Origin of the sequence: Nocardia sp. NPDC056100 (genome assembly GCF_042266325.1) — a bacterium.
Classification (GTDB): Bacteria; Actinomycetota; Actinomycetes; order Mycobacteriales; family Mycobacteriaceae; genus Nocardia.
The window spans coordinates 766,793-792,859 of sequence record NZ_JBHJVY010000004.1 but is presented as its reverse complement, the minus strand read 5'-3'; the positions used below and the strand labels follow the sequence as shown (position 1 = coordinate 792,859).

Sequence of the window (26,067 nt, the reverse complement as noted above, 5' to 3'; positions counted from 1 at the left end):
CGCCTCATCGTGCACCCGCCGATCCCAATACCAGCGGTATCAGATTCATCGTCACGAGTCCGTCGTCCGCCCCGCGGCACTCCCCCGGCCGCAGGATGGCGAGCGCCGCGCACACTTGTTCGGCGCTGTCCCTGGGCAGTGCGACGCGCGGAGCCGCGTAACCGACCTTCACCTGCCCGGTCCGTCCGTCGATGAACTGCCCGAACGCCGAGACCACGGCGGGCAGCATGCCGAGCAGCTTTTGCAGCGAGCCGATGCCCGCCGAGAGCAGATGCAGTTTCGGCACCGCCGCATCCAGGCCGTTGAGAATGGAGCGCCCGTACTTGTGCGCGATGGTGTTGAACCACGGCAGGATCACCAGCAGGGAATCCACGATCCGCACCGTCTCGCCCCACACCGAATTGATGAACCCGATGCCCTCATCGGCCTGGGTGAGCGCCACCTTGATATCACCCCAGTTCAGCGAAATGCTGTCGGCGAGCGAGGCGAACGCGTCGAGCACCGCGCCCAGGTGCGCGACGGCGGCGTCCGGACGGTTCAGCGCCGAGCCGAGATCCTTGATGAGCTGATTCAGTTTCGGGCCGCCGCCGGAGGTGGCGCGGTCGAAACCCCGCACCGCGTCGCGCAGGCGATCCGCCTGCGCGGGATCACCGTCGCCATTGAGCTGTCCGGCCAGATCGGCGAACGCCCCCAGCGTTTGGGTAATGCTCTTGGGCGTGAATGTCTGTGTGATACAGGTCTTCTCGGGCCAGTTGTCCGGTGCCGCGTTATCCCCGAGCACCTCCAGCTGCCGGTCGGCGACCAGGGTGTCCGATACGGTCGTCGCCGTGACCTTGCCGCGCAACGGATACGCGGCGTCGACGGTGAAAGTGACTCGTACCGAACCGTTCTCGGGCTCGACGCGATCCACGGTGCCGACCGGGAGGCCGCGCGTGGTGACCTGGTTCCCGGGATAGAGCCCGATCGAGTCCGGCAGCACCGCGCAGTAACCGATGGTCTTGCGCAGCGGATCGAAGGCGAGCAGATAGCCGACGACGGTCACCAGTATCACCAGTGCGACCCCGGTCGCGGTCACGAAACCCGGTGCGCCCAGTACGCGTTTCATCAACACCCCCGCCCCGGCAGTGGAATGCAGACCTGCGGGACGGGCAGGGTGATTCCGGATTGATCCACCACCACTCCGTCCTGCGGCGTCGATGCCGCCCGCAACCGGTCCTGTAACTGGGCGAGGCTGTTGATCGCCTGATCGAAGCGGCGGCCCAGATCCTCGAGCTGCGGTACCGCGGCTTCCAGTTGATCGGCGAGCGGTTCCAGCTCATGCCGCCAGGCGGGTTCGATACCGGCGATGCGCGAGAGCAATTCCGCTGTCACGGACAGTGATTCGGCGATCTCGGCCTTCTTGGCCAGGCCGTCGGTCTCCAGCGAGCCGATCTTGCGCAGGAAAGTCCCCAGCAGTGATCGGTTACCGTTCACGGCCGTCAGATACTCATCCATCACGGTCAGCGCGCGGGACACATCGGCGTTCTGCCGGTCCAGCAGTCCGACCAGGCTCTGCACCGCGGTTCCCATGCGCCGCAGCGCATCCGGGCTGTCGTCGAGCGAACCGGCCAGGGCGTCGAAGTTCCGGCGCAGGGTATCGCCGTCCACCTGCTGAATCGGCACGGCGGCGTCCTGGAGACTGCGAATGAGACTGTAGGGCAGCCGAACTCGATCGGCGGGTATCGCCGCTCGGCCCAATGGCCGGTCCCCCGCCGGGAAGGCGGCGATGTAGTGGCCACCGACCACGGTCAGCATGCGCACCTCCAGCCCGGTCCGATCGCCGAGGAACACGTTGTCGTTCACCGTGAAGGTCATGCGCACCCGATCCGGCAGCAGTTCGAGGGATTTCACCGCTCCGACCGGAATCCCGGCAATGCGGATCTCATCCCCGGCCCGTACCGACCGGGCTTCGATGAGATCGGCGGTGTAGGTGGACTTTCCGAACGGCAGCAGATAGAAGACGGCCGTCGCGACCAGCAGCACCGTCAGCGCCACCGCACCGTACAGACCCAGCCGCAGTTCACGAGCGGCGCTGCCGGGCTTCAACTTCGGCATATCGACACCCGCTGTCCGCTGATCAGCACCGCGAACGGCGCGGGCACCTCGGCGGGCCCTTTGGAACAGGTCAGCGTGATCTCCCCCGCGATCGGACCGGCGGGCGGCAGCAGGTTGGCCAGCGACTGCAAAAGGCCGGGCAGCCGTCCGAGCGTGTCCAGCGCCTGATCGGGATCGGGGAACAGTCGCTGTAGGTCCTGCTCCAGATTCGGATTCGAATTCTCGGTCAGCCCCAGGGTTTTCAACAGGCTGTTGAGCGGTCCCAGCGCCGACGGCGCGACCGCCGCGAAATGCAGCAGTCCGTCGAGTTCGACGCGGAAGGAGGTGAACACGTCCGCGATGCCCTTCAGCAGCGTCACCAATTGCGGTGACTTACCACCGATCTGCTCCGAGATGGCCTGCAGATTGGACAGCACCAGCGACAGCACGGCCTGCTTATCGGTGACGTACCGGCTCAGCTGTTCGAAAGCGTCCAGCGCGGGCCCGATTCCATTGCCATTGCCCTGAATCACCGCCAGCACGCTCTCGGTGAACTGGTTCAGCGCACCGGGCGAGAACTCCTGCAGCACCGGCTGTAAACCGTTGAACAGCTGGGTGATATCGAAGGAGGGCACGGTCCGTTCCGCGGGCACCGTCGATCCGGGGGTCAACCGCTCGCCGGGCGAATCCGGTTGCCGCACATCCACATAGCGCTGCCCGGTGAGCGTCTGATACCGGATGGCGAAGCCGCTGGTGACGAAACAGGGGCGATCCGCGCGCACGGTGAACGCCACCACCGCCCGCGCACCGCGCAGTTCGATACCGGTCACCTTGCCGACCTGCACCCCGAACATGCGCACATCGTCACCGGTCTTCAAACCGCTGACATCGGTGAATTCGGCCCGGTACGAGACGGTGTCACCGCTCACCGGCCGCACGATGGCGGTGACCACGGCCAGCAGCAGCACAATCATCACCGTCGCGAAGCCGCCCAGCCGCAGCAGCACCCCGGCCATCCCCCGCTGTCTCATCGGCCCGCCCCCAGCAGGGTGACGGCGACATTCAGCACCGGTCCGTCCGGACTGTCGGCGAACATGCGGTGCAGCCGGTCGATGGTCTCGGTGAGCTGAGCGTGCGAGGTCGCCGGATCGGGCACCGTATCGGCCAGCGCCTGCACCACCGGTGCGAGCGGATCGGTGAAACCGCCCAGACTGTCGTGCACCGTGCCGAAAGTCGTTGCCAGTCCTTTCAATACGCCTTCGCGCAGCATGGTGATGGACGCGTCGTAGCGATCGCGGTCCTGCTGGAAGATCTGGATATCCAGGATGGCCTTGGCGAGTTTGAAGGTGGCCGAGGTGAACGAGCCGAAGCCGGTGAGGAATCCGGCGTACTGATCCAGCAGGAATGAGGACGGGTACTGCTGGGTGTCCGCCACCGCCCGGCTCAGCTCGACCACCGCGCGCAGCACCGGGCTGAACGCACGCAGATCCGAATTCACCTGTGTCAGCAGCTGTGTCAGCTGCGGGGTGAGCACCTCGGTCGAGGTCTGGGTGAGCGAGCGCAGCAGCGCGCCCATGGTCACATCGTTCACCCGGTCCGCCAGATCGATCACCTGGCCGTCCCGCAGCGGTGCTCCGCCGGGTGCGCCGCGCAGCGCGACCGCACTGATGCCGAAGAGGTTCTCGGGGGCGTAATCCACCCCGAGGGCGTCGGTGAGCGAGGCTGTCTGCCCGGGATCCAGTTCCAGCGTGAGCAGCTGTCTGCCCTGCTCCGCGGCCTTGACCGCGGTGACGCGCCCGACGGCCACACCGTCGAAGCGCACCGGCGTGCCCGTCGCGATACCCTCACCGATCTGCTCGGTGCGCAGCTGGATGCTCAGCCGTTCTCCGGTTGCTCTGTCCTGCAAGGCATTCCATCCCAGCACGGCGGCCACGACCAGCAGTACGGTCAGCACCCCGAGCAGCCGGGACGGGCCGCGGCCGATGCGCACACCCGGAATCGCGTAATTCGGCACGGCCCTACCCCGGGAATTCGATCGCGGAATTGATACCCCACAGCAGCAGCGTCAGCACCATGTCCAAGCCGATGATGGCAACGAAACTGGCGCGCACCGCGCGACCGGACGCGATGCCGACGCCCTCCGGTCCGCCGGAGGCGAAGAAGCCGTAGTAGCAGTGGATCAGGATCACCGCGACGCCGAACACCAGGATTTTCACCACCGCCGCGAAAATGTCGTAGCCGCTGGTGAATTGGAAGAAGTAGTGGTCGTACACCCCGTTCGCCTGCCCGTGCAGCAGCACGATCACCGCCGAACAGGACGCGTAGGACAGGATCAGCGCGATCAGGAAGGTCGGCACGATGGCGACCGCGCCCGCGATGACGCGGGTGCTCACCACGAACGGAATCGACCGCAGGCCGAGCGATTCCAGCGCGTCGATCTCCTCGGAGATGCGCATGGCCCCGATCTCGGCGGTCATCCGGCAGCCCGCCTGCGCCGCGAATCCCACCGCGGCCGCGATCGGTGCCAGCTCACGGGTATTGGCGAACGCGGACACCACGCCCGATACCGACCCCAGCCCGAGCAGGTTCAGGGCGGCGAAGGATTGGATACCCACGCCCGCGCCGATCGCCGCACCCAGCACCACCAGCATAGGCACCGTGCCCCCGCCGACGATCAAAGAACCACGGCCCCAGGTCATATCGGTGATGGTGCGCAATGTCTGCGCCCGATAGCGGCGCAGCGTCACCGGTATTCCGGCCAGCGCCAGGGCGATGAAACCGAGCATGAACCCGGTGTTCTCCAGCGGCGTCAGCGTGCGCCCGGAGGTGCGCGCCAGCCGGCGCGCGGTGCGAAAACCCTTGGGCAGGTATGGAGTAGCGGTCATCACGCCACCCGCATCGGCAGGAACATGGCGACGATCTGGGTGAGCGCCAAATTGATCACGATGATCGCCGCCACCGACAACACCACCGCCGCGTTCACACCGTCCGCGACCCCGCGCGGCCCGCCGCGCGCCTCCAGCCCGCGCTGACAGGCCACGATCACCACCACGAAGCCGAACAGCACCGCCTTGGCCAGTGAGATCCAGACATCGGTCAGCACGGTGAACGCGCCGAAGGTGGCCCAGTAGCTGCCCGGCGTCACCTGCTGCGCGCTGATGGCCACCACATAACCGGCGACCACACCGACGAAGATGACCAGGATATTGAGCAGCGGCGCGACCAGCACCATGGCCACGACGCGTGGAATCACCAGGCGGTGCACCGGATCGATGCCCATCACCCGCAGCGCGTCGATCTCCTCGCGCACCGTGCGCGCACCCAGATCCGAGGCGATGGCCGAGGCCCCCGCCCCGCCGAGCAGCAGGCCGGTGGCGATCGGCGCGCCCTGCTGGATGACCCCCAGCCCGCCGGCCGCGCCGAGCAGTGAATCCGCGCCGAGCTGATGGATGAGATTGCCCACCTGCACCGACACCACCACGCCGAACGGAATCGCCATCAGGATGGCCGGAATCGCGGTGACGGTGATCAGGTACCAAGCCTGAGCGCACATCTCACGCCACTGGAACCGCCCGGCGAATACATCGGCGACCGTTCCGCGCACCGCCTCCGCACCCAGATCGACCGTGCGCCCGAAGGTGCGCAGGCCGCCGATCGCGATGGTGGAGAAGCTGTTCCGGGCGATCCGCAGCGCCGTGAGTGGCTCATTCCCGCCGCGAGGCTTCGTCTCGATCCGCATCCGCTCCTCCTTCCCGCGTCGAAACTCCCTGCGCTGCACGCTATGCAGCAGTCGCGGCAATGCCCATGGCACGGACGGTCAGCGGTTTGACAGTTTCCGACCCGCTCAGGACGCGAGCGGAACCGAGGGCAGGGCGCTGCCCACGAAATCCGCCAGCGCCGCGGCGATCGGCTCGGGAGTGCCGTCGGCGCGCGGATGCGCGCCCGCCGCCAGATCGCAGTGCAGATAGCCCGGGAACCAATGCACATCGCGCTCCGGGTAGACGCCCCAGCGCGCCAGCGTCCGGGTGAAACTGGATTGGCCCATCAGGTTCACGAAAGGCAGTCGGGCAGCGCCTTTTTCATGCAGCAGCGGGGCGAGTGAGCCGGTGCGGCAGCCGGTGAGCATCGCGATGGCGTCGAAGGGCTGCCGGAGCGGGAAGTAGTCCTCGAAGACATTGAGCCGCCCGCCCGCCAGGATGCGGGCGAGTTCCACAATGCTCACCACCTCACTGCTCGCGGTGGCCGCCGGAATCCCGGTGCGGCTGAGTTGTATTGGGGCGTCAGCGGTTCCGCAGCGGTCGTAATCACGCCAGCGGTACAGGGTGTCGAAGGAGGTCGGACTGTAGCGCGGGGCGGTACCGCAGGCGGCCTGATAGAGGCTCCGCACTCCCGGCAGCTGCCCCGCCTCGAAGGAGAGCGGGAAACTGCGCGGTGCGACCGCATCGCTGTCCAGGGTGCCGCAGCTCATCGAGAGCACGGCCATATTCACCGAGGTGTGCGCACCGCCGAGCAGTCCGAGCAGTGCCTGATTGGTGATTCGCAGCTTGCGGTAATCGGTTGTGCGAGAGGTGAATTCCCGCCAGGTGCGGGCGGTGGAGCCGCGCACCAGCCGATCCGCGGTGCCGTGCCCGGGCAGCAGCCGCAGGATATCGGTCTCCTCGTCCGGTGCGAGCACCGCCGCCGCGGCGACCGCGGCGACGATCGCGAACGCCTCGGCATTGCCCCAGCCGCCGCGCAATACCGCGGTGCTGCGCGGCACCCGGCCGCGGCGCATGGCCGCGGGCGCGCGCTCCGCGGCCCTGGCCAGCGCGCCGAGCGGTGCGGCCAGCACCCGCCGCCGCTCCAGCCGCAGCGGGTCCAGGTGGGTGATGGTGTCCAGCGCGATCAGCCCGGCGATCTGCTCGTGGCCGGGCCGCCCGTCGAAATCCCAGGCCGCGTACGCGCCCGCCTGGATGCCGCCCAGTGAATGTCCGCCCAGGAACAGCTTTTCCGCGCGCAGGTCCGGATCCGGGAGTTCGCGGCGCAGTACCTCGTGCGCGTCCAGCACGGTGCGGGCCATCCCGAATTCGGCGAGGAAGCCGAGATCGCGGTCGCTGTGGAAACCCCCGAAGGTGCGGCCGCCGACCACCCTGCTGCCGAAGTAGTAGTCGAAGGCCAGGTGATAGTCGCCCTCGGCCATGGCGACTTCGATGGCCGAATGGTCCTCCACGCCATTGGCGCGGCGGTCCAGCACCCACACCTCGGCGCTGCGCCCGGCCGCGGCGAGCTCGCGCACCACATTGCGGGCCAGCGGTTGCAGGGAGCGCGCACCCGCGATGGCACCGGGCAGTAGCGCGATCACCACATCGGCATTCGCAGGATCGTCTGAGGCAATCTCGCCGCGAACTCGCAAATGCAGCAATTCATCGCATTCCCGGGGGCACTCCGGGGAGCCGTCCGGCAGCGGAACCCGGTGCGAGACCATGCTCACGCGGATGCCGTCGGCGGTTTCCAGGACCTGTTCCGTACGCGTCACGGCGCGACCTCCCGTTCATTCTGCTGTCCGGTAACAACCGGGCCAGCCTAGGCAGAATCGCCGAAATACCGCTCTGAGCGGGGAACAAAGCGGCCGAAAGGGTGAATGGTCCGGCCGCCCGAATCAACCGGATGCGAGCGTTAGTCACCATGCACAACATTTCCGGCTGTCGGTTGTGCCACACTGACTGCTGGGAAGGCGAGCCGAACCATCAACCCTCTGGGACGGTGGGCGGCCCGAGGAGTCGATGAGGACTACAGCTACATGTTCGATTGGGATCTATTGCGCAATACCTCCAGCGTCCACGTGATGACACGGCTCGCGGAGGAACGAGGAATGCGGGCTGCCGCCTGCCTGGCGGGCACCGGGCTACCGCCTGAGACGGTGAACGATCCGAATGCCGAGGTCACCGCCCGGCAGGAACTCGCTCTCATCCGCAATGTGCTCGCCCGCTTCGGCGGCGAACCCGGACTCGGGGTGGACGCGGGCAGCCGCTATCACATTTCCCTGTACGGACCGCTGGGGCTGGCACTGCTCAGCAGCCGCACCCTGCGCGATGCGGTCGGCGTCGCACTGCGCTTCGTCGAACTCGCATTCGTCTTCGGACAGTTGACCTTCGAGGAATCCGACGGTGAGGCGCGACTGGTCTACGAGGACCGCGAGGTGCCCGAGGACGTGCGGGACTTCCTCGCCGATCGGGTGCTGACCGGAATCCAGATGATCAGCACCGAACTCTTCTCGGTCGGAATCCCGCTGCACCGCGTCGGTTTCCGGCACGATCGGCCCGCCGACACCGCCCGCTATCGCCGGGTGTTCGACCTGGAGCCGACCTTCGGAGCCGCCCGCAACGAGGTCGCGTTCCAGGCTGCCTTCCTGGATCTGCCGCTGCCGCAGGCCAACGAATGGGCCCGCAGCACCTGCGAACAGATGTGCCGCGATCTGCTGACCCGCAGGCACGCCCGCACCGGCGTCGCGGGCGCGGTGCGCGATCTGCTGGTGCGCACCCCCGGCGAGATCCCGGATCAGGTGTCGGTGGCGGCCGAATTGTTCATCAGCCCGCGCACGCTGTCCCGGCGGCTCGCCGATGAGGGCACCTCCTTCCGGGTGCTGCTCGACGAGGTGCGCCAGGCGCTGTCCGAGGAATTGCTCGAGCACACCGAGATGACCACCGAACAGGTCTCGGCCCGACTGGGTTACGCGGAAGCCGCCTCGTTCATTCGGGCCTTCCGGCGCTGGAAGGGTTGTCCGCCACAGGAATACCGCGCGCGGCGGGGACGCGCGGGCACCCGGCTGCCGGAGCCGGAGCTCGTCTAGCCTCCGGCTCCGCGCCGTCCGGCGCATGCCCGCGCCGAGGCCGCTGACGTGAAATGTGTATGCCCCGTCCGCCGTTGACCTTCTCGCCCGGGACCGGTGCCCGATAGCGTGCCCGGGACATTCGGCAGCGCGGAGGGCACGACGTGGACAATTCCAAACCCGGGAGCCAGGAGTTCGACTTCGACTGGATCGTGGTCGGCAGCGGATTCGGGGCCAGCGTCAGCGCACTGCGCCTGGCCGAGAAGGGGTATCGGGTCGGCATCCTCGAACAGGGCCGCCGCTTCGCCGATACCGATTTCGCGGACCGGGCAACACAATTGGGGAAATTCCTGTGGCTGCCCGGGCTCGGGCTGCGCGGCATACTGCGGGTCGCGCCGTACCGGCATGCCACGGTGCTGGCCGGGGTCGGGGTGGGCGGCGGCAGTCTGGTCTACGCCAACACCATGTATCAACCCGACAGCGATGACTTCTACCGGCATCCGCAGTGGGGTGAATTGGCCGACTGGCGTGCGGAATTGGCTCCGCACTTCGATACCGCCCGGCACATGCTGGGGGTGCTGCCGTATACGGGCGAACGGCCGGTGGACGATCTCATGCGCGAACTGGCTGCCGATCTCGCTGTGCCACAGGGTTATCGGAATACCCCCATCGCGGTCTACCTCGGCACACCGGGGCAGGTGACGCCCGATCCGTACTTCGGCGGCGTGGGACCGGCCCGCACCGGCTGCGTGCGGTGCGGGCAGTGCATGCTCGGCTGCCGCTACGGGGCCAAGAACAGTCTGCCCAAGAATTACCTCTGGCTGGCCGAAAAGGCCGGAGCCGTCGTTCTTTCCGAACTCAAGGTGGTGGATCTCGCACCGCTGGACGGCGGAACCGGCGAATACGGATACCGGGTGCGCGCCCGCCGCCCGGGCCTGCGGTCCGGCGGGGCACGGGAATTCACCGCGCGCTCGGTGGTGCTGGCGGCGGGCACGCTGGGCACCAATGAACTGCTGGCCGCCTGCAAACGCCGCGGCTCACTGCCCGAGCTCTCCGACCGACTCGGTGACATCGTGCGCACCAATGACGAATCCATCCCCGCCGCAACGACTTCCGTACCGGGCGCGGATTATCGCAGCGATGCCGCCATCACCTCGAGCGTCTTCCTCGGCGAGCACACGCACTTCACCAACAACACCTACGGTGACGGTGGCGGTCTGCTGGCGCTGACCTACGGCCCCGCCACCACCGCGCACAGCGCGCTCGGCCGCTGGGGACAGTTCCTGCGCGCCTACCCCGGATATCTGCTGGATCTGCTGCGCAACCGGCACTGGTCGCGGCGCACGGTCATCTTCACGGTGATGCGCGGTACCGATGTATCCCTGCGCCTGCGAAAGGGTTTCGGCCCCGGCCGGTTGCGGACCGAGGCCGCGGGTACCACGCCCGGCGGGGAATCGGCCGTGGATATCGCCCGCCGGGTGGCGGCACTGGCGGCGCGGCGCATGAACGGCCGCGCCCTGGCCTCGCTCGGTGAGACGCTCGGTTCCGCGCCCATGACGGCGCACTTCCTGGGCGGCGCGGTCATCGGCGCGGATCGCGAACACGGCGTGATCGACGGACAGCACCGGGTTTTCGGCTACACCGGACTGCTCATCTGCGACGGCTCCGCGGTGCCCGCCAATGTGGGCGTGAATCCGAGCCTGACCATATGCGCCATGGCCGAGGCGGCCATGACGCATATCCCGGCGGTCAGCGCGTGATGTTCACCAGCACGGCCAGGGAGCCGCCACCCGTGACGGACAGGAACGACCCGGTGACCACATCGGGTCGGCCGTCGCCGTTGAAATCGGCGGTATCGAGCGAATTCGGCGTCCAGCCCGCATCACCGATGAGCACCGGCGGATCGAAGGACAGCGCCTGCGCACCGTCCGCGGTCGAATTGCGCAGCAGCGACAGCTGATTGCGGATATTCAGGTACGGGCTGGCCAGGATCGCGTCCGGTTTGCCGTCACCGTCGAAATCCGCGATCGCGGTGTTCTCGGTGGCCCAGCTGCCCGCCTGATGCGCCTGCGCACCGTCCAGCACGGTCGGGAACACCGGGACCGGTGAACCCGTGGGCGTGCGGTTCACCGCGGAGAACATGCCCGCCAGCGGATTACCCAGAATGCCGACATCGGACATCAGGTCCGGTTTGCCGTCATTGTTCATATCCGCCAGCCCGACCCAGGTGGCGAACGGGAAGAAGTAGGTGGTCGGGCGCAGATCCGGGACCGGCGCGCCGTCGGGGGTGAAGTTCATCAGCACGGTGACGGTGCTGGAGCTGGTCTCACCGATGGCCAGATCGGTCCTACCGTCGCCATTGATATCGGCGGCCGCAATGCCCTCGGTGGTGATACCGCCGTTGAAGAAGTACGGACCGCTGAAAGTCGCAGTGTCCGAACCGGATTCGGTGGTGTTCATGAGCACCTGGGTGGTGCCGAGCACGATATTGGCGGTATCGCCGATGATCAGATCCGGGCGGCCGTCGTTGTTGAGGTCGGCGGACGCGACCACGGCGGGCATCAACCCACCCGCGAAGTACTGCGGCGGGCCGAAAACCGGTGTATCGGAACCATTCTCGGTGTGGTTCAGCATGACCACCACACCGCCGACGCCGAGTTTGGTGGCGTCGGTGGCCATCAGATCCGGCCTGCCGTCGCCATTGACGTCCGCGACATTGCAGCCGAACGACAGCGGAACCCCCGGCACGTTGAAGGGCTTACTGAAATTGGTTGTGGTCGAGCCATTTTCGGTGTGATTGAGAAGCACCGACAGCCCACCCCAACCGCCCTGGAGCGAATCGCAGGTGACGATATCGGGTTTGCCGTCCCCGTTCATATCGACCGCGCGAATGAAGAACGGACCGCCCGCGAAGGTGTCGTAGAACTGCGCGGGCGCGAACGTCGCACCGCCCGCCGCATGCGCCACTCCGCCGCCGAGCGTCGCGGCGATCACCGCCGCGGCGACCACACCCGTCCGCTGCACGCTGTCCCCGATACCGGCCACACTGCCCTCCTGATTTCCGACCCGAAAGCCCACCGAAACTATCGACGGCGGACCGGTCTCGAGCACGCCGCGGCGACCCCTGTCCGCGGATGTCAACCTCGTGGCGTTTCATGGCGCATCGCCCGGACCTGCGGCGCTCTACCGTCTGGGACGAATGAGCCGTGCGTCACATCAGGAGTCGAGGACCGCGTACATGACCGATACACAACGGATTCGAGCCGTCACCGCCGTAGTCGCGCTGGCGTTGGCCACCCTCGCGACCGGAACCGCCGGCGCGCTGCCCGCCGGATCGAGTTCGGGTTCCTCCGAGGGCGCGAATCCGATCTTCAGCGAATCGGCGCAGTACAACGTCGGCGGGCTCGGACCCGCGTTCGGATCCCAGACCATGGCGTACGCGGACTTCGACGGCAACGGCACCGTGGACGTGGCGGCCACCGGCATCGTGGACGGCGTCGGCATCATGTTCGGCGACGGGACGGGGCGGCTGCGGCGAAATCAGTTCGTGCACACCGAAGTCGGCGCGAACGCGGTACAGGTGGCTGATCTGAACGGGGACGGCGCACCGGATCTGGTGGTCACCAATTTCCTGAGCATCTCGGTACTGCTCAATGACGGGCACGGCGTCTTCCACGTCGACCGCAGCTATGCGACCGATTTCAATCCCGATGTCAGCTACCGCACGGGCGGCATTCCCTTCGGGGTGGCGCTGGCCGATTTCGACCACGACGGCACCGTCGATATCGCCTTCAACAGCCTGCTGCCCGTACCCGGTGGCGTCGGCATCATGCACGGTGATGGGCAGGGGCATTTCGCCGAACCGTGGTGGTACGGCGTGGGTCTGAGCAAGGCCAGCGTGCTGGCCGGGGATCTGGACAATGACGGCTACCCGGATCTGGCCTTCCACGATCTGGCCACCTCGGGCGTGTGGGTGATGCTCAATGACCGGCACGGCGGGTTCGCGCCGCCGCGCTGGAATCTGGCCGCGCTGCCGAGCGAGGATCTCAAACTCGCCGATGTGGACGGTGACGGCAATCTGGACCTGATCACCGCCAATGTCGCCGGATTCAGCGCCGGGGTGCACTGGGGTGACGGGCACGGCAATTTCAGCGCACCGCAGCTGATCGGCCCCGCGCTCGCGCCCTGCACCATCGCCATCGCGGATTTCGACGGTGACGGCATCCCGGATATCGCTGCCGGACAGTATGTTCCGTCCACCGCCATGATCTTCAAGGGCGACGGCCACCGCGGCTTCAACTACGTGGAGCAGCACACCATCGGACTCGGACCGCAGGCCATGGAGGCTGTCGATCTCAATGGTGACGGCCGCCCCGAACTCATCAGCATGAGCAGTGTGTCCGAGGACGTGGCCGTGCTCCTGAACCGCAGCGCCGAAAGAGGCTGAACCATGCGAGTATCTTTGTCCCGCAACAGTATCCGTGCGTCAGCCGTACTGGGAGGCGCACTCGCCGCCCTCTCGGCCGTGACCCCGGCGAATGCGGTCGAACCGACCCTGTCCTTCGGAACCAGCTTCGGCGGCACCAGCATCAACCACTTCACCACCGTCCCCAACGGCGCGCTCTTCGATGCCGACATCATCACCCTGCAACCCGGTATCAACGCCGGAATAGTGGGTCTGCTGGCCGATGCCACCCCGCTCGACACCGCCTGCGCCACCGGCACATTCGTACTGCACCCGAAAACCGGTACACCGGAGGAGATCCCGGTCGGCACCAGCTGCGGCATCCCGTTCCCGTTCCTGGTGGCCGCATCGCGCGCCGCCGGTGACTACGCGGAGATCTGCGCCATCGTCGAGGTCACCCAGCGCACCGGCGCGACATCCGCGCAGCGCACCGAAACCTGTTTCCGCTTCCCCAACGATTGAGGCTCCCGATGCTGACCCCGCGCACCCGCCGCCTGCTCACCGCCGTCGCGGGAGCCGCCGCCCTCACCCTGGCGGGCACCGCCACCGCCGTCGCGGATCCCACCCCGGACCCCGCTCCCGGCACCTCCGCCGCCGACTACCCCGCCCGCCCGGCCAACCAGGCCCCGGTCCTGTTGCCGCCCTTCAACTTCAACGCCAATATCCTCGGCTTCGACTTCAAACACACCAATCAGTTCCCCGCCGGAGTCACCTTCGACGGCGCGGTCTGGGCCGTCAACCCCGACTGGACCATCCTCACCATCGGCTGGCTCGCCGATATGGCCCCCTTCATCGACGCGAATTGCGCCACCGGCTCGATCGTCTTCGAGACCACAACCGGTGACCTCGAAACCCACCCGCTGGCCTCGGCCTGCTCCAACGGCTACATCTACGGTCTGGTCTCCAACCTCCCCGCCAAGAACTACCGCATGGTCTGCATGTCCTCGGCCACCATCGGCGACCGCGGCGAACGCGCCTGCTTCCGCTTCATCAACTGATTCGCGCGCAACCGCGGTGGCGGGGCCGGGCCACCCCGGCCCCGGGACCGGCTAGCGGTTCGGCGCGGCGATGCCGCAGGCTTCGAAGGCCGCCTTGGCCTTGGCGATCTGATCGTCGGTGGGCTTGCCCTCCGGACGGGAGTCGCGGGTCAGCCCCTGATCGGTGAGGCACTGCTTCTGCTGATCGGTGAGTTTGGGCCGCTCGGGCAGCTGAATGCCGCAGGCGGAGAAGGCGTCCTTGATCTTGGCGATCTGATCGTCGGTGGGCTTGCCCTGCGGGCGGGAGTCCCGGGTGATACCGCGATCGGCCAGACACTGCTGCTGCTGATCGGTGAGCTGGGGATGATTGCCGCCGTGGCCGTCACCGGGGGCGGCCGAGGCGACACCGAGCCCGGCGGACAGCGTGATTCCGGCGGCAGCGATAGCCAGGAACGAATAGCGGATGATTCGCATACGGGTGGCTCCCTTGTAGAGTTCCGGCGCGCTCTGCGCCGGCCCTCGAAAGTCTCGACAGCCGGGCTGGCGGCTCCTTGAAGGATTCCTGGCGATTTCCTGGAGATGCGCACGGATTCACAGCTGTTCGCCAGGAAGTCTTCAGGTAGCCGAGAAGCTCCCGCTACAGGGTGTGCAGTATGCGCGAACCGACGACGGACCACGGCGACCACGGCACCACCGCACCGCGGGTGCTCGTCGTCGACGATGAGGAGAACATCGCGTATCTGGTCGGCACCGGATTACGCATGGCCGGATATACGGTGCGGACCGCGGGCACCGGCCGCGAAGCGCTGGAATGCGCCGACGCCATGCGCCCGGACGCCATCGTGCTCGATGTCATGCTGCCCGATGACGACGGCTATGCGGTGCTGCGGCGTTTGCGCGGAAGAGGTTGTGACGCACCGGTGCTGTTCCTCACCGCGCGGTCGGACGGGGCCGAGCGCGTGCACGGGCTCACCTGCGGCGGCGATGACTACATCGTCAAACCCTTCATCCTGGAGGAGGTGGTCGCCCGCGTACAGATCGCACTGCGCCGCAGCGGAGCCATCGCCGAACTGCCCGCCCAGCGCCGGGTGGCCGATCTGGTACTCGATGATCAGGCGCATCGCGTCTGGCGCGGCGAAGACGAAATACACCTGACCGCAACGGAATTCACACTGCTGCGCTGCCTGATGAGCAATACCGGCCGAGTCGTGACGCGGGCGCGGATTCTCGATCACGTCTGGCAGTACAGCTTCGAAGGCGAATCGGCGGTGATCGAAACCTTCATCAGCAGCCTGCGCCGCAAGCTCGACAACGGCGGACCCAAACTCATCCACACCGTGCGCGGCGTCGGCTACAGCATTCGGGAACCCTGATGTCCCTGGCGCGGCGACTGACCCTGGCGCTGATCGCGCTGGTGCTGACACTGCTGGCCGCGGGCACGGCGGTGGTGCTCATCCAGCGCCACTACCTGGTCGCGCAACTCGACTCGCAGATCACCAAACTGGCGGGCAGTCCCATGGTCGGGGTCATCGCCGGGCAGCATCCGTCCCGGCCCACCCGATCACCGCTGGCCTTCGGCGATATCTATCTCGGAATCCGAAGCGCCGACGGCACTCTTACCACCGTGCAGGGACCGAGCAACGATCCCGACCTCATCCCCGACCTGAAAGGCGTCGGCGATCTCCCGAAACCCACGGGCAGGCCGACGATCTCCGGAAACGCCTCGGAGGTGCGCGCGGTGACCGCCCGCTACGGTCCCGTCGACGTCGTCATCGCCATATCCGCGCAGAGCGCGCACGATGCCACCGAGCGCCTGATCATCACCCTGATCATCGCGGGCCTCGCACTCGCCGTGGTGGTGGGCTCGGTGGTCGGCTGGGTGCACCGCCTCGGACTCGTGCCCATCGCGCGCATGACCGAGGCCGCCGACGCCATCACCGCGGGGGCCACCCAACGCCGCATCGACGCGGGTCCGCCCGGCACCGAGGCCGACCGGCTCGCCAGGGCCCTCAATACGATGATCGATACCACCCGGGCGACCGAGGATCGCATGCGCCGCTTCGTCGCCGACGCCTCACACGAATTGCGCACCCCGCTCACGACCTTGCGCGGGTACTCCGCCCTGCACTCATCGGGGGCGGATGAGGTGCACGATGCCATGCGGCGCATCAATGACGAGGCGCAGCGCATGAGCCGCATCGTCGAAGCCCTGCTCGACCTCAATAATCTCGACAATCTCGATGAACACGGCCTCACCGACCGCGGACCCGTCGACGTCGTGCCGCTCATTACCGCCATCGTCGACGATCTGCATGTCATCGCACCCGGACGCAGCATCGAAATAGATGCCCCCGCTTCGGCTTTCGCCGACGCGGTACCGGATCGGGTGACCCAGGCCGTACTGTCCCTGGCGACGAACGCCCTACGCCACACCCCGCACGACGCCCAGATCACCATTCGCGTCACCGCCGCGAACGCCGTGCGCATCGCGGTCATCGACCACGGCCCCGGCATCCCGCCCGAACATCTCCCGCACCTGTTCGACCGCTTCTACCGGGTGGATACCGGCCGGGCGCGCAGCGCGGGCGGCAACGGCCTGGGCCTGGCCATCGTCGCCGCGATCATGCACGCGCACAACGGCACTCACGGGGTCGACGCTCAACCGGGGGTCGGAAGTACCTTCTGGATCGAATTCCGCACCGCCGCAACCGGATAGCCGACTCACTTGGCGGGAGCATCGCAGACCGGCGGTGCGCTGCGCTCCAATTGCAGCAGGCTGCAAAAGGTTTGGGCGCTGACCTTCCAGGAGCCGTCGATGCGGATCGCCTCACCGTGCCGGTTGGGCAGCAGCGGGAAGCCGTGCTTCTTGATGGTGAAGGTCACAGCGGCGTGATCCGGTCCGGTGCTGTCGACCTGGGCTACCGAGGCCGACGCACCCCCGGCTATCGACGAATTCGCCTGGGATTTCAGGGTTTCCTCGAACGCCTGACCGTTCTCGACCAGCGCCATCTTCTGATCGACGGGTAGCGAACTGTCGAAGAAGTGCTCGAAGGTCGTGGTCACCGCGTCCACCTCGGAGGCGGGGGCCGAGGATTCGGAGTGGCCGCCGCACGCTCCGGCGAGGAGCATCGGGGCGGCGCAGAGCGCGAGCACCCGCGCGGCGGCGTCGATTCGTCCGGCCGAACTCCACATCGATGCCCTCCAGCTGCTCGTCGGTCAACTGTTTTCCCAGGTCAGGCTATCCGCCGAGGGATGATTCAGTGGGATCGACGCGCGCGGCGGCACCGTGCGGCCGATCACGCGGCGCTGTGGTGAACGATGATGTTGCCGTACGAGTTTCGGGCGTGCACCTGCACGGTGCCGGCATCGGCGGCGACCGGGGCCAGCTGATTGCGAACCGAACCGTGCTGGGTATTGGTCTCCAGCTGTACCGCGCTGCCGGGGTGCACGCCCACCTCCAGCTCACCCATGGAGGTCTCCAGCCGCAGCACCCCGTTCGAGGCGTCGCCGACCCGGATATCGCCCTTGGCGGTGCGCGCGGTCACCGCACCGCGCGGGCTGTCCACGATGATGTCGCCGCAGGAGACCTCCAGGTCGGAGCCGTCGAACGCGCCGCTGGCCACCAACCGGCCCATCGCCAGCGTGGCCTCGAGCTGCGAACCGGTGGGCGCCTCGATGATCACCTCGATGGCGGCATTGCCGCCGAACGGGCTGTAGGTGCGCCAGCTCTTCGACGTCTTCACGGTCAGGCGGCCCGCGCTGAAATCGACCTTGATCTGTTTGGCGGCGCGCACATCATCCTTATCGGACGGGTTGGCCGGGCGGACCTGGACCACGGTGTCGGACCGATCCGAGGCGATGATCTGCACGCTGCCCGAGGGCACGTCGACGGTGAGGGCGATCGGGGCCGGGGTCTGGAAGGTGGTCATGGCGGTACTCCTGTTCGAGCGGGTGTGCCGCCTCGGTCGAGTGCGACGAGAACTACCATCGCCGGGCGTCCTGACACCGCCCGGTCACCGCGCTGACACCACCGCCACCGCCGGAATCACCGTGTCAGGAGCGTGACAGCCGGGTGTCAGGCCGGACCCCGAGAGTTTGTGCCATGACGAACTCAGCAATCGCGGTCCAGGGACTGCGAAAGGCATACGGGGACAAGGTCGTGCTCGACGGCATCGACCTGACCGTCCCGGCGGGCACGGTGTTCTCGCTGCTCGGCCCGAACGGGGCGGGCAAGACCACCACGGTGAACGTACTGACCACACTCATCAAGGCCGACAGCGGATCGATTCGGGTTGCCGGACACGACCTTTCCACCGAGGCCAAGGCGGTCCGCGCGGCCATCGGGGTCACCGGTCAGTTCGCGGCGGTCGACGAACTGCTGACCGGGCAGGAGAACCTCCAGCTGATGGTGGACCTGCACGGCATCGCCGGTAAGGACGGTAAGCGGATCGTCGCGGACCTGCTGGACCGCTTCGAGCTGACCGAGGCCGCCCGTAAGCACGCCTCCACCTACTCCGGCGGTATGCGCCGCAAACTCGATCTGGCCATGACCCTGGTCGGCACCCCCAGTGTCATCTTTCTCGACGAGCCCACCACCGGATTGGATCCGCGCAGCCGCCGCACCATGTGGTCCATCATCGGCGATCTGGTCGCCGAGGGCGTGACCATCTTCCTCACCACCCAGTACCTGGAGGAGGCCGATCAGCTCGCCGACCAGGTGGCGGTGCTCGATCAGGGCCGCATCGTCGCGCACGGCACCCCGGACGAACTCAAGCGCCAACTGCCCGGCACCCATGTCCGCCTGCGGTTCAGCGATCCCACCCAACTCGCTTCCGCCGCAACGGTTTTCCCCGAATCAACGGTGGACGAGGAGAACCTGACCCTGCGGGTGCCCAGCGACACCGGCACCAATTCGCTACGGGCACTGCTGGACCGGCTCGATCAGCACCATCTCGCCGCGGCGGAATTCTCCGTGCACACACCCGATCTCGATGACGTTTTCCTCGCCCTGACGGGCCGTACCACGGAGGTGGCAGCGTAATGAGCGCCAAGTCCCCAGCAATTGTCATGTTGCGCCGCAACTTCAAGCACATCGCCCGGAACCCCACCTCGGTGTTCAACGCGGTACTGATGCCCATCATCATCATGCTGATGTTCGTGTACATGTTCGGCGACGCCTTCAACGTCGGCGTCGACTACATCGACTACGCGACGCCCGGCCTCATCCTGCTCGCCGTCTGCTACGGCCTCGGCGGCACCGCCACCGCGGTGAACTCGGATATGACCAAGGGCATCATCAACCGGTTCAAGGTCATGGACGTCTCCCGCGGCGCGGTGCTGACCGGTCATGTGGTGGCCAGCGTGCTCACCAATATCATTGCCATCGCGGCCCTGATCGGCGTCGCGTTCCTGCTCGGCTTCAACCCGTCCGCCAGTGCCGTGGACTGGCTCGGCGTCGCCGGAATGGTGGTGCTGCTCGGTGTCGCCACCGGCTGGTTCACCGTCGCCCTCGGCCTGTTCGCCAAATCCCCGGAGACGGCGGGCATGGCTTCGGTGCCGCTGGTCATGCTGCCCTTCTTCAGCAGCGCGATCGTCCCCGCCGACAAGATGGGCCCGGGACTCAAGCAGTTCGCCGAGTACCAGCCCTTCACCCCGATCATCGAAACCATGCGCGGACTGCTCAACGGTTCACCGGACGGCGGCAAGGCCCTCATCGCCATCGCCTGGTGCCTGGGGATCGCGATCGTCGGATACTTCTGGGCCTCGGCCACTTTCACGAAGCGAGCGTGACCGTAACCAATTCCCGCCAGTCAGCCCGCGCACCCTGCTCCATCGCCTCGGTGAACTTATTGTCACCGAGGCGATTTCGCGTTTCCGCCTCGATCCGGGCCACATCGGGCTGGGATCGATCCGGCAGCCCGCGCACCGCGGAACTCGCCGCCAGCAATCGCGCGGCCCGCTCGTAATCCTGTTCGCGCAGTGACAGATCCGCGATACCGAGCACCGCCTGGGCGATCTGCGGCGCGTGCCCGGCCTCCAGCGCTGCCTCGTATGCCGCGGTCCGGTGCGTGCGGGCCACATCGAGATCCTCGGCCAGATAACCCAGCAGGTCCTGAATGATCGAACGCACGATCCCCCGATCGGCGCTCTCCCCCAAAATCGCCGTGGCCACATCCAATTGGCGGTACACCTGCTCCGCGTCACCGCTCCAGCGCGCCAGCTCCGCCTTCGACAGTGCCAGGTCGGCGAGCACATTCGGCCACGCCACCCGTTCCATGGACAGGTCCGCCTGCGCCATGGCCGCCGCGCTCGCCTCGAAATCGCCCAGCAGCCAATACAATTGCGCCTGCCGCGACAGAATCGGCACCGCGTCCTCGCTGGCCCCGATCTCCTCGACCACCACGATCGCCTGCTCGTAATACGCGCACGCGGCGGCGAACTCACCGCGCATGGCGATGTGATTCGCCAGCATGGTCAGGGCGAACGAAATCCCCCACCGGTCACCGATTTCCCGGAACTCGGCGAGCGCGGTTTCCAGGAAGCCGTCGACCTCCCGGTCGTCGCGGCCGAGCTGGATACGCAGATTCCCCAGCTGCAACCGCACCAGCGCCCGCACCCACGGATCCGGATCGTCCAGCATCGACTCCCAGGCGGGCAGGAACGCGTCCGGCGCCTCCAGCATGCGTTGCAGCGGCGCGGCGAATCGCGCCGCGGGATGCCGGATCTCGACCCGCCGGGTGATCTCGTACGCCTTGTGGATCCACTCCTGGGCCTGATACTGATCGCCCTGCCGTCCCGAACTCAGGAACTGCACGACGAACGAATACACCACGGCCCGAGCCTCATCGGAGACCTCACCGGACAGCGCGGTGGCCGCCATGATCAGCTCATTGCCCTCGGCCTTGTATCCGGCCAGCCACCAGTACCAGCCCGCCGCTGCGGCCAGCCGCATGGCCCCGTTCGCTTCCCCGGCCGCGATGGCGCCGCGCATGGCGGCGGCGATATTGTCGTGCTCGGCATCGAGCAGGCGCAGCCAGTCCAACTGCTGGGCCCGGCGCAACTGCGGTTCCGCGATCTCGGCGAACGCGGTGAAATACGCGAGATGGTTGCGGCGCAACGATTCCGACTCGCCCGCCTCGGCCAGCCGCTGTTCGGCGTACTCCTTGATGGTGCCGAGCATGCGATAGCGCGGCGCGCTGTCACCCCCGGTGACCACCAGCAGCGACTTCTCGGTCAGCGCGGTGAGCAGGTCGTACACCTCGTACTGTTCGACCAGCGCGTCCGGCTCGCCGCCGATATCCGCGCACACCCGTTCGGCCGCCTCCAGGCTCGCACCGCCCGCGAACACCGAAAGCCTGCGCAGCACAACGCGTTCGGGCTCGGTCAGCAGTTCCCAGCTCCAGTCCACCACCGCGCGCAGCGTCTTGTGCCTGGGCAGTGCGGTGCGGCTGCCGCCGGTCAGCAGGCGGAAGCGGTCATCGAGCCGATGCGCCAGCTGATCCAGGGACATGGTGCGCAATCGGGCCGCGGCGAGTTCGATGGCCAGCGGCATACCGTCCAGCGCCCGGCACACCCGCGCCAGCGTCGCGAGGGTCTGCGCATCGTCGGCGAGGTCATTGCGCACCGCGGCCGCACGATCGCGCAGCAGCTGGATCGCCGGTGCGGATTCGATCTCCGCCGGATCGGCATCGGACTGCGGCAGGGTCAGCGGGGCCACCGGCCACAGCGCCTCACCGGTGATGCCGAGCGGTTCCCGGCTGGTCGCCAGAATCCGCAGCCGACGGCATTCGCCGAGCGCTCGATGGGCGAAGATCGCCGCAGACTCGATCACATGCTCGCAGTTGTCCAGAATCAGCAGCATCGACCGATCACGCAGTGCGGCAATGGCCCGATCCATCGCCTCCGCGTCCGGAGCCTCGCCGTGCAGGGCATCGCGCAGCCGGAGCGCGGCCAAAGTCGCCTGTGCGACATGGTTTCCGCTCGCATGATCACCATCCGCGCCGATGGGCGCGAGCTCGACCACCCAGACACCGTCCTGGAAGTCGCCGAGCAGCGTGCGCGCGGTCTCGGTGGACAGCCGGGTCTTGCCCGAGCCACCCGGACCGATCAGGGTGGTGAGCCGATGTTCGCCGATGAGCGTGCGCACCACCTCGATATCGCCGTCCTTGCCGATATAGCTGGTCAGCTCCTCGCGCAGATTGTCCCGGCGGTGCTCCTCGCGCCGCACGGCCAGCTCACCGCGCAGCAGCGCCATATGCAGGGCCGCCAATTCCGGTGACGGATCGACGCCCAGCTCATCACCGAGGGTTTCGCGCAACCGCTCGTACACGCGCAGGGCCTCGGTATCGCGGCCACTGGCCACCAGGGCCCGCATCAGCGCCGCGACCAGTCGTTCGCGCATCGGATGCGCGGCAACCGAATCGGTCAGTTCGGTGACCAGATCGGCGCCGTGGCCGAGCCCGATCTCCGCGTCGAAGCGATCCTCCATGGCGGCCAGGCGCAAACCCTCCAGCCGGGTGACCGCCGCGTCGAACGCCCCGCTCTCCTGTAAACCGATGTCCTGCATGGGCGTACCGCGCCACAGCGCCAGCGCCTCGCGCAGCCGGCGCGGATCCTCATCCCGGCGTGCCTGGGCGACAAGGTTTTCGAAACGCACGGCATCCACGGCATCGGGGGGCACCATCAGCCGGTATCCGTCGGCCTGGCCCTCCACGACGCCCTCCGGCAAGACCTTGCGCAGGCGGGAAACCAAGCGCTGCAACGCGTTCGCGGCATCGGCGGGTGGATTCTCACCCCAGATCCAGTCGATGAGCGACGCCTTCGGGATCGCGTGACCCGGTTGCAACGCGAGCGCGATCAACAGCCCGCGCAACCGCGCGCCCGGCACGATGGCGATCACATCGTCGGCCGTGCGCACCTCGAATGGTCCAAGTATCCCGATCTGCACCCGGCTGATCCTGCCATGGTCGAGCGACCAGCCTCGCCGCGTGTCAGAGCCGTGACAGGCCCATGTCAGGCCCGATGGCGACCGTGGTCCCATGACTCACACGGCTTCCATCCCCTCCGGTCTCCCCATGGACCGCAATGCCGGACCCTTCGCCCCGCCCCGCGAGATCACCGAATTGCGCACCGCCCGCCCGGTCAGCCCGCTGCTCTTCCCGGACGGCCACCGCGGCTGGCTGATCACCGGATACGACGCGGTACGCCAGGTCATGTCCGATACCCGATTCAGTTCGCGCCAGGACATCGGCATCGTGCACGTGCCGTACGAGACGCCCGGCATGCCCGCCGCCACCGAACCGTCCCCGCAGACCCCGGGCCTGTTCATCGCCATGGACCCGCCGGACCACACCCGGCTGCGGCGGCTGCTGACCGGCGCGTTCACGGTCAAGCGCATGAAGGAGTTGCAGCAGCACATCATCGATATCACCGAGCGGCAGCTCGACGAGATGGCGCGGCTGACCCCGCCGATCGACCTGGTCAAGGAATTCGCGCTGCCGGTGCCGTCGCTGGTGATCTGCGAACTGCTCGGGGTGCCGTACGCGGATCGTGCCGCCTTCCAGGTCAATACGGCGCAATTCCTGATCAAGGATCAGGCGCTCGAGGACAAGATGGCGGCCTACGGCGCGATGACCAGCTACCTGGCCGGATTGGTGGTGGGCAAGCGGGCCGAACCCGGCGAGGACATCCTGTCCGATCTGGCCCGCAACGAGGACCTCGGCATCGACGAACTGGTCGGCATCTCCTTCCTGCTGCTGCTCGCGGGCCACGAGACCACCGCGAACATGCTGGCGCTGGGCACCTTCGCGCTGCTCGAACATCCCGAACAACTCGCCGAACTGCGCGAGAACCCGGACCTCATGCCCGGCGCGGTGGAGGAACTGCTGCGCTATCTGACCGTGGCCGACATCTTCTACCGCTACGCCACCGAGGACCTCGAGGTCGGCGGCGAGATCATCGAGCAGGGCTCGACCGTCGTGGTTTCCCTGCTCGCCGCCAACCGCGATCCGCGCCGCTTCGCCGACGCCGACACCTTCGATATCCACCGCGAGACCGGCGGCCGCCTCGCCTTCGGCCACGGCATCCACGCCTGCCTGGGCATGCAGCTGGCCCGCATCGAAATGCGCGCCGGTTTCGAGGGACTGCTGCGCCGCTTCCCGACCCTCGAACTCGCCATCCCCGCCGACCGGGTGCGACTGCGCACCGATATGAATATCTATGGCGTGCACGAACTTCCGGTCACCTGGACCGAATCCGCCACGCACACCGTGCACATCCGCTCCGACGGGCAGTGATCGACCCGACGCCATAGGACCGATTCCCAGCCCCGGCCGAACAGCCGGGGCTTTCGGCGTTCGACGGGGAGTCGGGCATTGCGCCGGGAGTTCGGGCGGATCAGCGCAACCGTCGTGACCAGGCCGGACAGCACGTCAGAGCGCTGTCAGCGCGACGACAGAGCGGTGTCAGCCGGGTTCGCGACAGTAATCACGTGAACAGCACCGCACTCGCCGCCCCCGGCTTCCGGACCGCCTACGGGGACACCGCATTCCTCGACAGCATCGACCGGACCATCGGCGCCTACCCGGTGCTGCGCGGCCAACTCCTCGATCGTTTCACCGGCGCGGGCCGCTTCCTGCGCGGCGATCACGCCATCGCACAACTCATCCGCTTCGCCGTCGTCGGCGGGGCCAGCAATATCGCCTACGTGCTGCTGTTCACCGCCATGACCGGGGTGGGACCGCTGGCCGCCAATATCGCGGGCTCGATCGTCAGCACGGTGATCGCCAACGAACTGCACCGCAGGCTCACCTTCCGCGCCGCGGGCCGGGTCACCTGGTTCACCGCGCAGTGGGAGGGCGGCGGCCTGGCCCTGGCCGGACTGGCGATCAGCACGGCCGCACTGGCCGCGCTCGGTCACCTCGCCCCCGGCCTCGGCGCACTCACCCAGGCCGCCGCCATGATCGCGGTCATGGCCGCCATCGGCGGCGCACGCTTCCTGGCCCTGCGCGGCTTCGTCTTCTGAAATCGGGCACTACCCTGATCGGGTGGCTGTAAGCGGGACATCCTCACGGACCTACGACGGACTGCCGGTGGAGGACCGCCGGGCGGATCGGCGTACCCGATTCCTCACCGCCGGACTGGCGGTATTCGGCGAGAGCGGTTACCAGAACAGCTCGATCACCATGCTGTGCCGGGCCGCCGGCCTGGCCCGCAGCCAGTTCTACGAGCACTTCACCAATCGCGAGGATCTACTGCTCGCCGTCTACGACGAGATCCAGGAGGTGGCCCGCCGCGAGGTCGCCGCCGCCATCGCCGCCACCGGCGCACAGGACGGTCTCGCACCGACCCGGGCCGCGGTCATCGCCTTCGCCGAATCCGTCGGCCGCGACCCGCATCGCGCCCAGGTGACCTTCGTCGAAGTGGTCGGCGTCAGCGCCGCGGTGGAGGCGCACCGCATCGAACAGCGCGAGAAATGGGTCGACTTCTTCGCCGAGGAAATGCGAAAGACGTTCGGCCCCACCTTCGTTCCCCCCGGCGGCTATCGCGCCGCCGCCACCGGATTCATCGGCGCGCTGATGGCACTGGTGCATCAGTGGAGCACCTCGGTCCCGCGCCCCGAACTCACCGACGCCATCGCGGTGCTCACCTGCTTCCTGACCAGCCTCGCGGTGCCCCGGTAGCGATCCGGCCGATCACGCCGAACCGCGTGCCGCCCGGAACATGCCGCACCGCACCGGAAGAAT

General features: G+C 67.5%; 24 protein-coding genes. 12 read left to right on the top strand and 12 right to left on the bottom strand.

The window, feature by feature from the left end; translation table 11 throughout:
* Positions 1 to 4: 4 nt before the first annotated feature.
* From ACFC0O_RS34065 to ACFC0O_RS34035, 7 genes are all read right to left on the bottom strand, one after another.
* Positions 5 to 1,105 (bottom strand): MlaD family protein, encoded by a 1,101-nt coding sequence (locus tag ACFC0O_RS34065; protein WP_375965339.1) that lies wholly within the window; start codon positions 1,103 to 1,105, stop codon positions 5 to 7.
* Complete coding sequence (locus ACFC0O_RS34060) at positions 1,105 to 2,094, bottom strand: MlaD family protein (protein WP_375965337.1); 990 nt, start codon at positions 2,092 to 2,094, stop codon at positions 1,105 to 1,107. Before ACFC0O_RS34060 ends, ACFC0O_RS34065 begins: the two co-directional genes overlap by 1 nt.
* Positions 2,082 to 3,104, bottom strand: a complete 1,023-nt coding sequence (locus tag ACFC0O_RS34055; protein WP_375965335.1) for an MlaD family protein — start codon at positions 3,102 to 3,104, stop codon at positions 2,082 to 2,084. Before ACFC0O_RS34055 ends, ACFC0O_RS34060 begins: the two co-directional genes overlap by 13 nt.
* Positions 3,101 to 4,087 carry an MlaD family protein gene (locus tag ACFC0O_RS34050; RefSeq protein WP_375965332.1) on the bottom strand — a complete coding sequence of 329 codons (987 nt, stop codon included), beginning with the start codon at positions 4,085 to 4,087 and terminating at the stop codon, positions 3,101 to 3,103. Before ACFC0O_RS34050 ends, ACFC0O_RS34055 begins: the two co-directional genes overlap by 4 nt.
* Before the next feature lie 4 nt (positions 4,088 to 4,091).
* Positions 4,092 to 4,958, bottom strand: a complete 867-nt coding sequence (locus ACFC0O_RS34045; RefSeq protein ID WP_375965330.1) for an ABC transporter permease — start codon at positions 4,956 to 4,958, stop codon at positions 4,092 to 4,094.
* Complete coding sequence (locus tag ACFC0O_RS34040) at positions 4,958 to 5,812, bottom strand: MlaE family ABC transporter permease (protein ID WP_375965327.1); 855 nt, start codon at positions 5,810 to 5,812, stop codon at positions 4,958 to 4,960. Before ACFC0O_RS34040 ends, ACFC0O_RS34045 begins: the two co-directional genes overlap by 1 nt.
* Before the next feature lie 105 nt (positions 5,813 to 5,917).
* Positions 5,918 to 7,588 (bottom strand): hypothetical protein, encoded by a 1,671-nt coding sequence (locus ACFC0O_RS34035; protein WP_375965324.1) that lies wholly within the window; start codon positions 7,586 to 7,588, stop codon positions 5,918 to 5,920.
* A gap of 264 nt (positions 7,589 to 7,852) precedes the next feature.
* Here ACFC0O_RS34035 and ACFC0O_RS34030 point away from each other — a divergent pair, with 264 nt between their 5' ends.
* Positions 7,853 to 8,902: an AraC family transcriptional regulator gene (locus ACFC0O_RS34030; protein WP_375965321.1), complete on the top strand. Its 1,050-nt coding sequence runs from the start codon at positions 7,853 to 7,855 to the stop codon at positions 8,900 to 8,902.
* 143 nt (positions 8,903 to 9,045) lie between these two features.
* Positions 9,046 to 10,641 carry a GMC oxidoreductase gene (locus ACFC0O_RS34025; RefSeq protein ID WP_375965319.1) on the top strand — a complete coding sequence of 532 codons (1,596 nt, stop codon included), beginning with the start codon at positions 9,046 to 9,048 and terminating at the stop codon, positions 10,639 to 10,641.
* Here the strand turns inward: ACFC0O_RS34025 and ACFC0O_RS34020 are convergent.
* Positions 10,631 to 11,926, bottom strand: coding sequence for an FG-GAP repeat domain-containing protein (locus tag ACFC0O_RS34020; RefSeq protein WP_375965316.1), 1,296 nt, complete (start codon positions 11,924 to 11,926; stop codon positions 10,631 to 10,633). The two genes, ACFC0O_RS34025 and ACFC0O_RS34020, sit on opposite strands and share 11 nt — an antisense overlap.
* A 193-nt stretch (positions 11,927 to 12,119) precedes the next feature.
* On the opposite strand from ACFC0O_RS34020, the gene ACFC0O_RS34015 reads away from it, so the two are divergent.
* Genes ACFC0O_RS34015 through ACFC0O_RS34005 form a run of 3 tightly spaced genes read left to right on the top strand, consistent with a single transcriptional unit; the run spans position 12,120 to position 14,344 of the window.
* Positions 12,120 to 13,328, top strand: coding sequence for an FG-GAP repeat domain-containing protein (locus ACFC0O_RS34015; RefSeq protein ID WP_375965314.1), 1,209 nt, complete (start codon positions 12,120 to 12,122; stop codon positions 13,326 to 13,328).
* Between the two features lie 3 nt (positions 13,329 to 13,331).
* Complete coding sequence (locus tag ACFC0O_RS34010; protein ID WP_375965312.1) at positions 13,332 to 13,808, top strand: hypothetical protein; 477 nt, start codon at positions 13,332 to 13,334, stop codon at positions 13,806 to 13,808.
* 8 nt (positions 13,809 to 13,816) lie between these two features.
* Positions 13,817 to 14,344, top strand: coding sequence for a hypothetical protein (locus tag ACFC0O_RS34005; protein WP_375965309.1), 528 nt, complete (start codon positions 13,817 to 13,819; stop codon positions 14,342 to 14,344).
* A gap of 51 nt (positions 14,345 to 14,395) precedes the next feature.
* Here ACFC0O_RS34005 and ACFC0O_RS34000 read toward each other — a convergent pair whose 3' ends face one another.
* The gene (locus tag ACFC0O_RS34000; RefSeq protein WP_375965307.1) at positions 14,396 to 14,797 is read right to left on the bottom strand and encodes a hypothetical protein; all 402 of its coding nucleotides are present in this window, start codon (positions 14,795 to 14,797) and stop codon (positions 14,396 to 14,398) included.
* Between the two features lie 179 nt (positions 14,798 to 14,976).
* Here ACFC0O_RS34000 and ACFC0O_RS33995 point away from each other — a divergent pair, with 179 nt between their 5' ends.
* Both ACFC0O_RS33995 and ACFC0O_RS33990 read left to right on the top strand, forming a co-directional pair.
* Positions 14,977 to 15,696, top strand: coding sequence for a response regulator transcription factor (locus ACFC0O_RS33995; RefSeq protein ID WP_375965305.1), 720 nt, complete (start codon positions 14,977 to 14,979; stop codon positions 15,694 to 15,696).
* Positions 15,696 to 17,039 (top strand): sensor histidine kinase, encoded by a 1,344-nt coding sequence (locus ACFC0O_RS33990; RefSeq protein WP_375965302.1) that lies wholly within the window; start codon positions 15,696 to 15,698, stop codon positions 17,037 to 17,039. The genes ACFC0O_RS33995 and ACFC0O_RS33990 overlap by 1 nt, the downstream gene beginning before the upstream one ends.
* A gap of 5 nt (positions 17,040 to 17,044) precedes the next feature.
* Here ACFC0O_RS33990 and ACFC0O_RS33985 read toward each other — a convergent pair whose 3' ends face one another.
* Both ACFC0O_RS33985 and ACFC0O_RS33980 read right to left on the bottom strand, forming a co-directional pair.
* A complete protein-coding gene (locus ACFC0O_RS33985) occupies positions 17,045 to 17,515 on the bottom strand; it encodes a hypothetical protein (RefSeq protein WP_375965300.1) in 471 nt (156 codons plus the stop codon).
* Positions 17,516 to 17,619: 104 nt separating this feature from the next.
* Complete coding sequence (locus ACFC0O_RS33980; RefSeq protein WP_375965298.1) at positions 17,620 to 18,252, bottom strand: DUF4097 family beta strand repeat-containing protein; 633 nt, start codon at positions 18,250 to 18,252, stop codon at positions 17,620 to 17,622.
* A 173-nt stretch (positions 18,253 to 18,425) separates the two neighbouring features.
* Between ACFC0O_RS33980 and ACFC0O_RS33975 the strand changes: the two genes are divergently transcribed.
* Both ACFC0O_RS33975 and ACFC0O_RS33970 read left to right on the top strand, forming a co-directional pair.
* On the top strand, positions 18,426 to 19,364 hold the full coding sequence (locus ACFC0O_RS33975; protein WP_375965295.1) for an ATP-binding cassette domain-containing protein: 939 nt from the start codon (positions 18,426 to 18,428) through the stop codon (positions 19,362 to 19,364).
* On the top strand, positions 19,364 to 20,113 hold the full coding sequence (locus ACFC0O_RS33970; protein ID WP_375965292.1) for an ABC transporter permease: 750 nt from the start codon (positions 19,364 to 19,366) through the stop codon (positions 20,111 to 20,113). Before ACFC0O_RS33975 ends, ACFC0O_RS33970 begins: the two co-directional genes overlap by 1 nt.
* On the opposite strand, the gene ACFC0O_RS33965 is transcribed toward ACFC0O_RS33970, so the two are convergent.
* On the bottom strand, positions 20,097 to 23,270 hold the full coding sequence (locus ACFC0O_RS33965; protein WP_375965290.1) for a BTAD domain-containing putative transcriptional regulator: 3,174 nt from the start codon (positions 23,268 to 23,270) through the stop codon (positions 20,097 to 20,099). The two genes, ACFC0O_RS33970 and ACFC0O_RS33965, sit on opposite strands and share 17 nt — an antisense overlap.
* Positions 23,271 to 23,361: 91 nt before the next feature.
* Here ACFC0O_RS33965 and ACFC0O_RS33960 point away from each other — a divergent pair, with 91 nt between their 5' ends.
* The 3 genes from ACFC0O_RS33960 to ACFC0O_RS33950 all read left to right on the top strand — a co-directional run bounded on the left by ACFC0O_RS33960 (position 23,362) and on the right by ACFC0O_RS33950 (position 26,004).
* Positions 23,362 to 24,618 (top strand): cytochrome P450, encoded by a 1,257-nt coding sequence (locus ACFC0O_RS33960; protein WP_375965288.1) that lies wholly within the window; start codon positions 23,362 to 23,364, stop codon positions 24,616 to 24,618.
* A gap of 275 nt (positions 24,619 to 24,893) precedes the next feature.
* A complete protein-coding gene (locus tag ACFC0O_RS33955; protein ID WP_375966407.1) occupies positions 24,894 to 25,346 on the top strand; it encodes a GtrA family protein in 453 nt (150 codons plus the stop codon).
* A 22-nt stretch (positions 25,347 to 25,368) separates the two neighbouring features.
* Positions 25,369 to 26,004, top strand: a complete 636-nt coding sequence (locus tag ACFC0O_RS33950) for a TetR/AcrR family transcriptional regulator (protein ID WP_364640320.1) — start codon at positions 25,369 to 25,371, stop codon at positions 26,002 to 26,004.
* The last annotated feature ends 63 nt before the right edge of the window (positions 26,005 to 26,067 follow it).